The sequence below is a fragment of the Streptomyces sp. NPDC049585 genome (assembly GCF_040675615.1).
GTDB lineage: Bacteria > Actinomycetota > Actinomycetes > Streptomycetales > Streptomycetaceae > Streptomyces > Streptomyces luteosporeus.
This window is the reverse complement of sequence record NZ_JBFAPE010000039.1, coordinates 1-13977: the sequence shown is the minus strand read 5'-3', so window position 1 is coordinate 13977 and position 13977 is coordinate 1. Positions and strand designations below refer to the sequence as shown.

The window sequence follows — 13977 nt, the reverse complement described above, 5'->3', positions numbered from 1 at the left end:
TCTGCTCCTCGCCCTTCTCAGGCGGACTGTGTGCCGCTGACGGCATCGGTGACGGTATTCGTGTCGGCGTCGGTGAAGGACGTCTGGACGGCGGCCTTCGTGCTCGTGCGCTGCTTCGGCACAGCGGCCTTCTTCGCGCCACGTCCGCGCGTGGCCGCGGACGGACGCCAGGCCCGCAGCGCATCGTCGGTCAATCCGAGCTCGCCCTGCTTCTGCTGCCGGAACGCCAGGATCTCGGCGGCCGGCGACGCCCCGAACTCCGGGTCGTACTCGCCGTACCACTGCTCCAGCCACGGTTGCAGCTCAAGCAGTCCGGCCAGGTACGGCACGATCTCGTCGTCACCGAGCCCGGTCTGCTGAATGTACGAGGCGAGCGCGAGGGCTTGCTCCAGGTGATCCCAGCCGGCCCACCCGTACAGCTCCGGCGACTGCGTGTTGACCGTGCCGTATGAAATGAACCGTTCCTTGGGCACGTCGAGCTTGCCGCGCGCACGCCAGTAGCTCGGCTTCAGGAAGTCCGCCGAGGTGTACTTCGGCGGCACGGGCGTCCGCTCACGGACCTTCCGCTTGGCGGGCTCGTCGGGCGCTGCGTCCTCCTCGCGCTGGAGGTCCCAGACGTGCTCCCAGTCGGCGCGCTTCTTCAGCGCGGCCGGCTTGTAGCGGAGGGCGGGGATGAAGGGTACGTGCTCCTCGGCGAGCAGCTCGCGCAGGGTCTTCGCGAGGTCCTGCCGGGGTGCGTACAGCTCGGCGACGGACGTGAAGTCCTCGTCGGTGGACAGGTTTTCGGTGAGGCGAGCGAGGGTGGTGACGGTGGGATTGCCGCTGGCGTCGAACCAGTGCGCACGGTCCTCGATACGGTCGAGCAGCCAGGACTTCAACGCCTTCTGCCGCATCGCATCCCAGCCCTCGGTGGCCCAGCGCCGCTTGTACTCCGGGCGCTCCACCATGCCGATGGCACGGTTCGACTCGATGACCTCGATCCGCCTCTGCACGAGCGCCCGGTAGTCGGCGGGCCAGTGCACGGGAATCTCCTTGATCGGCGTCGAGCCGTGCCGCTTGAACCACTCGTCACTGGCCTCACCGGCAGCAACTCGGCGCGCGAGTACGATCTCGAAGGCACGCTCGCCGAGGGCAAGTTCGGGGACGGTGGAGGGGTCGGGCAGACGCAGGTCCTCAGAATGCAGCTGGTAGAGGGAGTAGACCTGCCAGTCCAGCTCCTCCTGGAGGGCGATCATGCGGGCGCGGGTGGAGTTGTAATGGACCTGAGCTTCGCGGAGGGCGGTGGCGGTGGGGATGGCCTCAGCGGCGAGGGCGACGGGGGCCGTCGTGGAGAGTTGCTGGGCGAGGGCGTCAAGCTCGGTGGCGAGAGCAGTGGGGTATTTGGAGGGGAGGGGGAATTCCTGGAGCTTGGTTCCGGTGAACTCGTAGAAGCGCTCCCATGCCTGCGATTTGTAGCCCTCATTTACACCCTGGCTACCTTTGTCGTGGCTCACCATCTTGAGCCAGAACCCGGCTGTGGAGCTATTGAGCAGCCCAAGCAGCCGCACGTGCTCCTCCTCGGTTGCTCCCTTTCGAAGCTTAATCACTGGCGCGGACTGCTTGAACACCTTCCCGCCCCGATCAAGCACAAAGTGGTTGTGCGTGGCCACAAACGAGAAGGCGATCGAAAGGGATGTCTTGTACGCCGAGGCGGTGTATTGCATGTAGTCCCACCACTGTAAACCCGCAGCGGCCATATCACCCTGGAATGTGCGGCGGACGGTTAGAGGAGTACGGAGAGGCCACAGCTCATCGGCAAGGTCCGATGCCTTAATTTCCGGGGCGTAGGGGAACCAGATTGCCTCCTCTGGCGTGGCGCGCCAGTCGCGGACGATTTCACCGATCACGAGCGGCCGCAGTCCCTGTCGGTCGGCCATCGCGCGGTACGTGGCCCGCATCGGGCGAATGTACGCTTCGTCAGCGCCAGCTCGGATCGCCCGGCCGATCGGCGGGTCGATGACCTGCTTCAGGGTGCGTGGGGAAGTGGAGTCGAGCGCTTCCAGCATTTCACGCCCGCCATCAGCCAAAACCCAGGGTTGGTGACCGAAATACCGTTCGCGCTCGAGGTCATCCACCGAGACCCACCGCCCCGTGCTTGCCGGACGGTCGATCTGCTCAACGATCGCCCGCCACACCAAGCCCTCCTCTGCCATCTCTGGCGCCGAAGGTTCCCCCTGCACACTCCGGACCGTGCGGATCGTTGCCTGTCGCTTTGCCCCGTCCCTCGGCCGGCCCACGAGGATCACCGTCGGCGTCCCGTGCCCCGGGATGTACGCCCCTGACGTGTCGATGACTTCGGTGAGTTCGATCTTGTGCGCGAAGTACTCCTCAATGAGCTTCGTGCCGAACTCTCGCTTCATGAAGGAGTTCGCCGTGATCTGGCCGACCATGCCGTAACCGTTTCCGTCAACTCCGCCTTGCTTGGCCAGTTCGAAGAACCGCTGGGCGAAGGGGACGGACAGCGCGTACGTCCCCGCGCACGCGTCGTACAAGTCCCGGTACAGCTGATTGAGCTTCTTGTCCTTGACCGTGATGTAGGGCGGGTTGCCCACCACCACGTGGTACCGCCCCTCGTCCAGGATTCCGGGATACTCGTGCACGTCCTCCGTCGCATACGAAAAGTCGGCCAGCGGGTCACCAGGTGCGCTGCTGCCCTCCTCCTCAAAGGCGAGCCCCAACTGCAGCTCGAGTTGCCGGTCCTTGATGAGTGAGTCGCCCACTGCGAGCTGGATGGGCCACTCGTAGCGCCCCGCCTCCTCGAAGGTCCGCATGTTGCTCGCGGCCATCGCCGCGACCAGCAGACGGAAGCGGGCCACCGCAACCGCGAACGGGTTGAGGTCAACCCCGTGCACCGACTCGAGCGCCGCCCGCACCTGCTCGTACGAGCCCACCTCGGGCCGCTGCTCGGCCCACATCCGTACCAGCCGCCGGAACGCGCCGAGCACGAAGTGGCCAGACCCGCAGGTCGGGTCGATCATCTTCAGCTCTTCGAAGCCGAACTCCTGTACCGCCGGGGTCATCGTCCGGTCGAGGATGAATTCCTCCACGAACTCCGGCGTCTGCAACAGCGCATACGTCTTACGGGCTGCTTCGCTCAAGTCCTGGTACAGGTCGCCCAGGAACCGGGTGTCCCAGCCCTCGGTGCCGTCCTTGCTCAGCGGGTCGCGGAAGTCGTGCACGAGGGCCGGACCGCCTACACCTTCGTCCCCGCTGCCCTCGCTGGCGCGCTGCTCCCTCCAGAACGCGAGCAGCGCGCCCGCTCCGTCGTGCGAGAGCGGGATCTGGTAGAGCGGGTTGTGGTTGCGGTCGAAGAGCAACCGCCCGGCCTGCCCGGCGCCCAACTCGGCGAATGCCGTCTCCAGCCACCCTCGGTACGTCGGGTCGGCGTCCTTCTCCAAGTACTCCTCGTACCGAGCCTGCGCGGTCTCCCGCCCCGCTACGTCGGGGGAGGTGATGTACGGCTCGGCGATCAACCGGTTGTCCTCGCTGAAGCGGACGAAGACCGTGCCGAGCACCCAGGCCACCGCGACCTGGGTGATCCGCTCGCCGAGCCAGGCATTCCAGGTCGCCGCTGTACGGCCTAACTTCCGTGCCTGGTCGTACTCGCCGCGCAGCCGCGTTCCGACCTCCGAGACGGCTTTGACCTGCTGCTCAAGGTCGGTCTCTGCCGCCTTGACCTGCTTCTGCAGGTCGGCGAGGAGGCTCTTGCGGTCGATCACGAACGGCTCCTGTGGAGAAATGGGAGAGGACGGAAGAAAGCAAGATCAGAAGGGAGGAATTGAGTCAGGCGTTCGGTGCGAGGTGTTTGCGCGTGACCCAGGCCTCGGGTACGACGATCCACTCGTCGAACCCCGCCTGGTACGGAACGCCCTGCCCGGCCAGCCGCGGCGCCCGCGCCGGATCGGACTGGGCGACGAGCAGCCACAGTGGGCTGCCGCCCTGCCGAGCCTCCTCCGCGAGCCGCCCGAGCAGGTCCAGCGCGTCGTACCGGGCCAGAACTGCTGTGTCGGTGAGTAGCAACGGGCCATGCCCTTCCGCCAGCCGCTCGCGCAGCCGCGGCTCGATCCGCCCCCACGCCTTGTCGGTGCGGATCCGCAGCTGCTGGTGGGCCCGGCTGCCTGGTTCGGCGGCGTCCGCCTTGAGGACGGTCTCCCAGGTCGGGCGGGCCGCCTCGGCGACCACGGCGCGCAGTTCGTCCACGAACAGTCCGGTCAGCGACACCGGTCGAGCCCCGTACGGCTCGTCGGCCAGCCACCGCACCGCATCCTCGGCACGCCGCTGGGGCACGGTCAGGACCCGGAAGCCGTCCTGCCGTGCCGAGTGCGCGAGCCGCTGCTCGGCCTTGACGGCGGCGGCGACGGCCGCGTCTGCGTCGTACTGGGTAGGGGCCGAGCGGCGCGCTGCCGAAGCGCCCCAGCTCGCCGAGGTAAGCCCGGCGGTGGTGTCTCCGTACGGGCGGTCCGGGACGAGCCGGAGTACCTTGTCGTAGCGGGTCGCCAGCTTCAGCTCGAAGCCGGCCTGCTTCAGGTCGCGGACCAAGGCGCTGCCCGTGGGCAGCTCGCGCGGAGCCAGTGGATCGGTGCCCAGGTCGGGGAAGCGGGTGGCGACCCGCTTGTGCAGCGCGTCCACCGTCAGACCCGGCTGCCGCTCCTCCTCCACGCCCGGCTGCACGGCGACGACACCGGCCTGGGTGATCCGCAGCGCGCGCACCAGGTCCAGGTCGCGCGGGTAGATCTCCAGGCGCGGGGTGAGCGCGGCCCGGGTGGAGGCGGCAACCGCGATTTCAGCGGTGCGCCGCTCGTCCCAGCCCAGGCTGCCCGGCGGCCGTCGCACCGCGTCCAGCTCGGTGAGGACCGTGCTCGCCGTCGGCAGGGACTCGAGCGCCGCGAGCCGGTCGGCCCGCACGCCCAGGTTCAGCGCGTATTCCTGCAGGGCAGGGAGCGCCGGGGTGTCCGGGCCGTCCACGTCCTCCCGGACATCCAGGGCGAGCAGGCCGAGTACCGGATCGGCGCCCTTGGGCATCCGGGCGTGGAAGTAACGGAAGAGGGGCGGGGACTCATTGTCGTAACTCTCACGCTCCACCACCGCACGCAGCAGCGACAAGGCGAGCGCGCGCCGGTCACGCCGCTCCACGTGCTGGGTACCGCGCCGGGCGATGAGCGCGTCGGCGAGCTCGATCACCGGGGCCACCCGGCCGCGCTCGGCGAGGAGCTCCACCACCTGCTCACGCAGCAGCGCGAGGGCGGGGTCGTTGTACCAGCGCTCGCGCGCCTTCTTCACGATCTGCGGGATTCGGCCCGTAGTGAGACCCACCGCATCGGCGACGTCCCTCTGCCGGACCCATGCCAGGCCCCCGGGCAGCGTGCCCGCCTCGTCGGGTAACCGCAGCAGCAGCCGGACCGCCTCGCGTTCTTTGGCATTGGAGCGGGCGCTGCCGCTGGACGGCTTCGGCACCAGGCGGGCGGCGAGTGCGTCCAGGCTCAGGCCACGCAGCACCTGCGGGTCGGTGACGTCTGCGTCGACTGCGGCGATCGACTCCGCGACCGCCCGCTCCAGGTCGGAGAGCTCCTGGCCCGCCGCCTTGCGGGCCTCCGCGCTGAGCGGCGCGGGAGCCGCCTTGCCCAGGCGTGCGTTCCACTCCTTCTGCCGGCGCTGGATCTCCTCCCGGGTACGCGAGCCCATGCCCGGCGCAGTGAGGAACTTCTTCGCCGAGTACTCCAGGACGTCCCCGACGGTGTTCAGCCCCATCGCGAACAGCTGCGACTGCGCCGCCACCGTCAGACCGGCCACCGACAGCGGCGTCTTCCGGTCGGCGCGCTCGGCCTGCTGGTCGCGGACCTGCTCAGCGGAGACGTCGTCGTCCTCCCGCCCGATCCGCGGCTCCGCCGCTGACCCGGCAACCGAGTCCGTGCCGCTTTTCGCTCCGCGCGTCGACTTCTCACCGTGCCCCGTGCTCGGCGCCGTCGTCTGCTGTGCGTCCAGGAATATCTTCTGCCAGGCACGCTCCATCGGCTTCAGGTCCGGGAAGCGGTCCTTCACGTCCCGGGCCAGGGCCTTACGGAAGAACGCCACGAGGCCGTCCCGGACGGCCGGCTCGAAGGCGTCGGCCACAAGCTGCGGGTACGGCCACTCCTTCGCATCCGTCTGCCGGGGCGTGACCGAGCCGTCACCCCAGCGGGGCAGCTCGTTTGACGCCATCTCGTGCAGTGTCACGGCCAGCGCATATCGTTCGGCGTGTCCGTCGTACGAGCCGCGCGTGATGATCCCTACGAAGGGGTCGAGATAACCCTCGGTGCCTGCCGCGATCTCCTTCGCCGGATACCCGGCGAGCGAGAAGTCGATCAGCACTAGCTGCCTGGTGCCGTTGGGGCGGATCCGGATCGCGATGTTGTCCGGCTTCAGGTCCCGGTGCCAGATCCCCTCCGCCTCCAGGTGCTCCACCGCGCCGAACAGGTACTTCCCGTACGCCTCCAGCTGGTCCATGCCCAGGCGGCCGTTGTCCCGCAGCTGGCGGGCGACGGTGTCCTCACGGCGGCGCGGCCCCTTGACCGTCCCGCCGTCCTGGTCCTTCAGCTCCCGACTGTCGCCCACGTACTCCAGGACCAGCACCCGGCGCCTGGCCAGCGTGAGCGGCTCGGGCTCGTACAGTGAGATGATGCTGGAATCCCGGTGGATACGGCCCAGGACCTCCGCCTCCCGATCCAGGACTGCGTGCTTGGCCTCGCTCAGCGCGACCTTCAGTACCGCCACCGGCAGGGTGCCGCTACGCCGTGGCTCGCCCTCCAAGTCCCGCACCAGGAATGCCCGCGCGGTCGAGCCCGTACCGAGCCGGCGCACGACCTCCCAGCGCCCGGCCAGCACATCCCCGGCCACCGCCTCCAGCGGATCTTTCTCCGGCTCGGACCGCTCCTCGCCCCCGGCTGTGGCCGAACCGCCGCCGCTGCCTGCACCTGCAGCCGTATCCCTGCTTTCCGGGACCTCCTCGACGAACGCCTGCTCGACGTACTCCAGCATTTCCAGGAAATCGTCGACCGTGGACAGACGCCGACCGGGCTCGTACGCAGTGGACGCTTCCACCAGATCGTCGACGTCCGGATGAAGACCGTCGACCAATGCGCTCGGGCGCAGACTCTCGCCGGCCTCCAGGCGTGCCATGACCTCGCTCTGGCTCGCGCCGGGCGCCTGCCCGGTGACCAGTAGATAGGTAAGAACGCCGAGCCCGTATACATCGAGGCGCACCGGATCGGCCTTCGGGATCTTCAGCTCCGGCGCCAGATACGGATCGGCCTGCTCCGCGACATGAAACCCCGACATGTTGCTCGGAGCCAGGGTCAGTGGCCGACCGCGGCTGACGCTTTCCCCGGTGGCGATCTGCCAGTCCGCGATCTGCGGCCACGGGCGCAGCCAGCGCTGTTCTTCGCTGAGCTCACGCCCGCGAGGGCCGCGGTCGCGTGGAATCACATGCACCGCGTGTGCCGAGAGCGTGCGGTGGTGGACCCTCCGGGAGTGCGCGGAGCGCACCGTCTCGGCAAGCTGCCGCACCAGAGCGAGGCGAGCCTTCAGGTCCAGACCGTCCCCGTGCTGGACCAGGTAGTCGTCCAGGCGCAGCGTCTCCGGATGGTAGTCGAAGAGGATTGCGGGGCCGGCGGGGTGCCCCGACGGCAGGTAGTTCTTCAGCTGCACCGCGCCTGGATGACGAAACCGGCTCAGTACCGACGCTTCGCGCGCGGCGGCTCGCTCCACCGAGCGCCGCTCGTCGTCGGAGGCGCCACGTTCGCTGAGGAAGACTCGTACCCGTGCCAGATCGTGCAGCTGGGAGTGGCGGCCCAGATAGTCGGCCCAGGTGGGCCCGGAGTCGAACGCCTTCGCCTCCAGGAGGTAGGAGCCCACCTCGTACTGGCGGCGGATCGGCGCGATACGGAGCTTCTTCAGGGCCGTATCGACAAGGCGGGACGTCGCGGCTGTGGTCTGGTACCGGGCGTCTCCCGGCGGTACGGCCAGCATCTCCACGAGCTGTTTGACCGTGAACACGCCATTCATATCGGCGGCCGGAAGGTTCACCCGAAGCTTGTCGTCGGTGAAGCAGACCGCTTCACCCACCCAGATTTTCGTTCGGTCCGCAGGTCGACCGGAGACACCGTTGACCAGACCCGCCAGCTCCTTGGCCTTCCGGTTCGACAGATGCAGCGGGTTGCCATGCCGACGGCTGGTCCCGCCCGGCGTGGTCTGCACCCAGTCGTTGCCGCCGCCGTGAACCGAGCCGTGCCAGTCCTTGAGCTCGACGAGGAACACTCCGGCCGGTGCTACTACCAGGAGATCGACCTCACGGACGTGCCCGCTGTTCGCGGTGAACTGGAAGTTCGCCCAGGCGCGCCACGGTTCCTCGTCCGGTAAGCGCCTGCGGATCGCCTCAAGACCGCGGCGCTCGTGCTCGTACTCGGACTCGGTGACCGTTGTCCACCGGCCTTCCCGCATGCGGCCCCCCGCCTGTGTCTGTTTGTGCGCGTGTGCCCCCTGCCGCGTTCCTGCTCAGTGCGTCCAGGAAGCCCGGCTCAACCCTCGGACCGGATTCTAATGGGTTGATCCGACAACAAGAGGGGGCCGAGTTCTGCTCGTACGGGGCCGACGACCGCGGCGCCGGCCTCTATCTGGAGGTCGCTACCGTCGAGTTGGGCTATTTCAGTCGGTACGCGGAATGTTGGACGGAACAGGCGTCACTGACCGTCTACCTGGAAGAGTTCGCCGACGCCTTGGAGGCGCCGGGCCCTGTCAGAGGTGCCAGGTCGGGCCTCGCGGGCGGCGCCCTGGTGTGGGGGCCGTCGTTCTATCCCGATCCGGACCATCCGTGGCTGGAGTACACCGGCTGAACGGTCCAGTCGCAGACATGGGTGTGTGGGGGGCCGGCTCGGGGCCGGGCACCACAGACATGTTCAGGCGGTGCTGCTACGCCTTGCGCCAGACGCAGGTGGTGTGGGTGTTCGTGCAGTGCTCGAAGCCCGGGTTTTGGCGAAGACCCATCATTGTCGAGCAGGTGCCACGACGGTGCCGGGAACTCGTTGAAACGCGCCAGAGTACTGGACATCGGGGATGGACGCCCTGCCGCAGCGTTCCTTGCCCTTCGGGCCGTTCTGAGCCTTCCTAGTATCGGCGAGCAGGCCGAAGTTGCTGCTGTCGCCCATCTTGTCGGTGAAGAGCTGGGCGCACTGATCGCCGGAGGCCACCTTGTTGACGCCGCCGGGAAAGCAGCCGCTCTTGTGGGTGGTGGCCATCGTTTCCCAGCAGGCTCCCCCCGGGGCTACGGCGCCACTTGATCGCCCTCGGCTTGCCCGATCAGGCACCACGTAGAGCGTGTGGCGATCCTGAAGCAGGTGGCGAAGGACGCCTGAGCCGTGGGTGGCAGGGCATCACCCTGCCACTGGCCCCTCAGTGCCCCAGCCGCTCCAGGGCCTGGGCCGGGTAGCGGTCGCCGGCCACGGCCTCCGGGGGGACGGCCGCGCGCAGCAGGTCGAGGTCGGCGGGGGTCAGGGACAGGTCGGCCGCGGCGGCGTTCTCCTCCAGGTAGCGGCGGCGCTTGGTGCCGGGGATCGGGATGATGTCGTCCCCCTGCGCGAGCAGCCAGGCCAGTGCCGCCTGGGCCGGGGTGCAGCCGATCCGTGCGGCGACCTCTCCCACGGCCCGCACGAGGGCCAGGTTGCGGTCGATGTTGTCCTCGTCGAACCGCGGCCAGCGGCGGCGGTTGTCGTCGGGGCCGAGGTCGTCGCGGGAGGAGAGCGCCCCGGTGAGCATTCCGCGTCCCAGGGGGGAGTAGGCGACGACCGCAATACCCAGCTCGCGGCAGGTGTCGAGGAGTTCGCCCTCCACCACGTTCCGGGTGAAGAGCGAGTACTCGACCTGCACCGCGGCGACTGGGTGGACGGCGTGCGCCGCGCGGAGCGTGGCGGCGCTGACCTCGCTCAGGCCGACGTGGCGCACCAGCCCTTCGTCCACGAGGCGGGCCAGGGCGCCCATCGTCTCCTCGATGGGGGTGTCGGGGTTCCTGCGGTGCGCGTAGTAGAGGTCGATGTGATCGACGCCCAGGCGCTGCAGGGAGGCGCGGCAGGCCACCGGGACGTAGGCGGCCGAGGTGTCGACATCGCCCACCCGGCCCGTGGCCGCGTCGTGGCGCAGGCCGAACTTGGTGGCCACCACCACCCGGTCCCGGTCGCCGGTGTGCCGGCGCAGCCAGCGGCCCACCAGTTCCTCGTTGAGACCCTGCCCGTAGGCGTCCGCGGTGTCGAGCAGGGTCATGCCCAGCTCCAGGGCGCGGTCCAGCGTGCGCTGGGACTCCTCCTCGTCGGGCACGCCGTAGGCGATCGACATGCCCATGCAGCCCAGGCCGATCGCCGACACCTCGGGCCCGTGGGCCCCGAGCTTGCGGTACTTCATCGTTCGTTCCTTTCCATCGCGGGAAGAGCGGAGTACGCCCGGGCGACCTTCAGCAGCCACGCCACCTCGTCGGCGTAGCCCCCGCCCCCGGCCGCCTCCGGGCCGACGGACGCGGGCTCCCCGTCCGGCTGCTTGCGCTGGTCGCGCTTCGCGCGCAGGGCCGCTGCCACAGAGACGGCCTGGACGCGTGCGCGCAGTGCGTCCCCCGCCAGCCCCGCCTCCTGCGCCGACTGCCGGGCGGCGGCGATGACGGCCGGGGACGTGTAGGGCCGCAGGGCGAGCAGGCCGTCCTGTATCTCGATGACCCTGCGGTAGAGCCGGAAGTCGGTGCCCCCCGGCAGCAGCCGGGCCAGGGGATTGCCCGCCTGCGGGTCGAGCGCAATGCCGGGCACCGCCGTGGACAGCGCGTGCCACAGCGGATGCAGCCGCTGGTACGCGACGAAGTTACGGGCCAGACGCCGCCCCTCGGACACCCGGGGCCCCCACGAGGGCATCGTCAGCCCCGCCACCAGGAAGAAAATGCCCGTGCCGTTGGCGACCGGAGTCAGCAGTTCCCACTCCAGCGGGTCCAGCCCGCACTGCACGCTGATCAGGACGAACAGGCGGTTGAGGCAATAGACGAGGCACGCGCTCGCCCCGATCGCCGTGGTGTGCAACCCCCGGCGCAACCACTGCCGCCCCGCCACACGCCCGTACCGCAGACACAGCCGAATGATCTCGATCATCCCGGCGCCGAAGGCGCTGACGTACAGCAGCAGGTAGGTGGCCACGGCCGGGCGATGCGCGTTCTGCAGAAGGTAATGGGCGCTGCGCTGCTGCTGACCCCCGTGCTTGGCAGTGATCCACAGCCCCACCATGGCGACGGCCACCACGGCCGCGGCGAGGAGCCGTACGAGCGCCCGACGGCGCGCCTCCTCGCTCGGGTACACCCAGTAGACGATCGCGGTGAGGAACGCAGCACTGGAGGCCACACCGCCGAAGAGATGGATGCCCAGCGCCCCCAGGTCGTCCACGCCCACGGCAACGTCCACCGCCCGCGCGACGAGCGGCGTGGACAGCGTGAAGGAGACACCCTTGCAGAAGAAGGCGACGAGCAGCGCCCGCAGCGCAGGATCGTTCCTCCGGTGCCGCAGATCGCGCACCTTGTAGAGGAAGGCCAACGCACACAGGGCAGCACACGCCGGGAACACCACGGCCTTCACGTCACCCATGACATCCCCCGCCGCTCCCGCCGGACGCACCCCTCCACCGCCGACGCTGCCCCCGTACAACTGTCCGGCTGTGGGCGATGGTAGCTGGCGCCACCGACGAGCCGTCGGCGGAGTGGGCCGAAGCAGAGCCTTCACTCCTCCATGCATCGCACAGGTATTCTTGGGCCGATCTCGTCACTGCGGCCCGCCGGGCTTCCGGTCTGCCCGTCCTGATGCGGGCGCAACGGACATGCCCCCACCCGCACGAGTCTCTTCGTGCTGCTTGGGGGGCATTTCTTGTTGTTCCGTGCGTCTGCCGAGACCGTCGCCGTCATGGCGTTGGACGGCTCGCTCTTTCTTCATCTGAACGAGCAGTACTTCCACGTGCTCGGGCACCGCCCGGGGCCGTCGGAGGCGCGGTCGTGGGAGCGCAGCATCCCCGTGCTGGCCGCGGCCCTCAACGATGCCGGGCTCGGTGACGTCGAGGTCGTCCTCGAGTACGCGCTTCCGCTGAACAGCAGGCGTGTCGACGCGGTGCTCGCCGGAGTGCATCCGGTCACCGGTGCACCGTCCTATGTCGTGGTGGAGCTCAAGCAGTGGAGCCAGGCCGTACCGGACGAGGACGACGCCTCCCTCTGCCACGTCGAGAGGTATACGCGGCCCGTTCTCAATCCCATCGAGCAGGTGCGCCGGTACTGCCAGTACATCGCCAACTTCAACGGGGCCGTCGCCGGGCATCCGGAGCGCATCAGTGGCGTGGCGTATCTCCACAACGCCACCGAGTTCGGTGTCGCCGGACTGCGCGACATCGAGTGCGACGATCACGGACAGCTGTTCACCGCCGGCCGGCGCGGTGAGTTCCTCGACTATCTGCGCGCCAAGCTGAGCCCCTCGGTCCCTGGTGCTCGAGCGGCCGACGAGCTGTTGAACGGGAGGACGGTTCCGTCCCGGCAGCTGATGTCCGTCGCGGCGCAGGAAGTGCGCGAGCGGGAGCAGTTCGTTCTCCTGGACGAGCAGCAGGTCGCGTACCGGATGGTCCTCAACGCCGTGCGCAAGGCGAAGGAAGCCGATCACAAAGAGGTCGTCGTGGTCACCGGTGGGCCGGGCACGGGCAAGAGCGTCATTGCGCTCTCCCTGCTGGGGGAGCTGTACCGGCAGGGGGTGCCGGCGCTCCACGCCACGGGATCGCAGTCCTTCACCACCACCATGCGCAAGGTCGCGGGCGCGCGTAAGCGTGAGGTCCAGGATCTCTTCAAGTACTTCAACAGTTTCATGACCGCCGGTAGGAACAGCCTCGACGTCCTGATCTGCGACGAGGCACACCGCATCCGCGAGACCTCCGCCAACCGTTACACGCCGGCCGCTCGGCGCACCGGCAAGGCGCAGATCGACGAACTCATCGACGTGGCGCGAGTCCCCGTCTTCCTCCTGGACGAGCACCAAGTCGTGCGTCCGGGCGAGATGGGGACGGTGGCGGACATCCGGGCCGCCGCAGCGGTGAAGGGCCTGGGCTGCAGCGTGGTCCACCTCGACGGCCAGTTCCGGTGCGGCGGCAGCGACGCCTACCTGCGCTGGGTCGCACGGCTCCTGGGACTGGAACCGGGCGGACCCGTGCGCTGGGAGCCCGACGACCGGATGCAGCTGCGGGTTGCCGACAGCCCGGAGCAGATGGAGGAGTTCCTCGAAGGGCGCCGCGCCCAGGGGTACGGGGCGCGCATCTCCGCGGGCTACTGCTGGCCGTGGTCGCAGGCACCGAAGGCGGGGGAGCCGCTCGCGGCGGACGTGGTGATCGGGGAGTGGGCCCGCCCCTGGAACGTGCGGGGTGACCGGGGTGTGGCCGGCGCGCCGCCCGCGGCCCTCTGGGCCACGGACCCGGCCGGATTCGGCCAGGTCGGATGCGTCTACACAGCGCAGGGCTTCGAGTACGACTGGTCGGGCGTCGTCATCGGGCCCGACCTGGTGTGGCGGGGCGACAGGTGGGTCACGGACCGTACGGCGTCCAAGGACCCCGTGTTCAAGAAGTCGACCCCCGACGCCGATGTCGACCGCCTCGTCCGCAACACCTACAAGGTGCTGCTGACCCGCGGGATGATCGGCACCGTGGTGTACTCCACCGACCCCGAGACACGCGACAAGCTGAGGGAACTCGTGGGGTCGAGGGAGGCTGTCGCGGCGCTTTGAGACATGGGTGAGCCCGTCGTTCCTCCACCGGTCCCCGCGACTCTCTAAAACGTCATTTCACTTGGCCAGTCTGCGGTGACATATCAGGGTCGCGGCGATGGCCGTGAAGGCGAGGAAGTGTTCTGGCTTGCGCTCGTAGCGG

General features: G+C 69.0%; 7 protein-coding genes. 2 read left to right on the top strand and 5 right to left on the bottom strand.

Features of this window, described 5'->3' with window-relative positions:
• Positions 1-17: 17 nt before the first annotated feature.
• Positions 18-3758: a BREX-2 system adenine-specific DNA-methyltransferase PglX gene (gene pglX / locus AB0K17_RS27220; RefSeq protein ID WP_365984599.1), complete on the bottom strand. Its 3741-nt coding sequence runs from the start codon at positions 3756-3758 to the stop codon at positions 18-20.
• A gap of 64 nt (positions 3759-3822) precedes the next feature.
• Complete coding sequence (gene pglW / locus AB0K17_RS27215; RefSeq protein ID WP_365984598.1) at positions 3823-8514, bottom strand: BREX system serine/threonine kinase PglW; 4692 nt, start codon at positions 8512-8514, stop codon at positions 3823-3825.
• 104 nt (positions 8515-8618) lie between these two features.
• Here pglW and AB0K17_RS27210 point away from each other — a divergent pair, with 104 nt between their 5' ends.
• Positions 8619-8906 carry a hypothetical protein gene (locus tag AB0K17_RS27210; protein ID WP_365984597.1) on the top strand — a complete coding sequence of 96 codons (288 nt, stop codon included), beginning with the start codon at positions 8619-8621 and terminating at the stop codon, positions 8904-8906.
• 150 nt (positions 8907-9056) lie between these two features.
• Here AB0K17_RS27210 and AB0K17_RS27205 read toward each other — a convergent pair whose 3' ends face one another.
• From AB0K17_RS27205 to AB0K17_RS27195, 3 genes are all read right to left on the bottom strand, one after another.
• Positions 9057-9308, bottom strand: coding sequence for a hypothetical protein (locus AB0K17_RS27205; protein WP_365984596.1), 252 nt, complete (start codon positions 9306-9308; stop codon positions 9057-9059).
• Positions 9309-9462: 154 nt separating this feature from the next.
• Entirely contained in the window at positions 9463-10464 is a 1002-nt protein-coding gene (locus AB0K17_RS27200) for an aldo/keto reductase (protein WP_365984595.1), read from the bottom strand.
• Positions 10461-11675, bottom strand: coding sequence for an MAB_1171c family putative transporter (locus AB0K17_RS27195; RefSeq protein ID WP_365964429.1), 1215 nt, complete (start codon positions 11673-11675; stop codon positions 10461-10463). The genes AB0K17_RS27200 and AB0K17_RS27195 overlap by 4 nt, the downstream gene beginning before the upstream one ends.
• Positions 11676-11951: 276 nt before the next feature.
• On the opposite strand from AB0K17_RS27195, the gene AB0K17_RS27190 reads away from it, so the two are divergent.
• Positions 11952-13835, top strand: coding sequence for a DUF2075 domain-containing protein (locus tag AB0K17_RS27190; RefSeq protein WP_365984594.1), 1884 nt, complete (start codon positions 11952-11954; stop codon positions 13833-13835).
• Positions 13836-13977 lie beyond the last annotated feature (142 nt).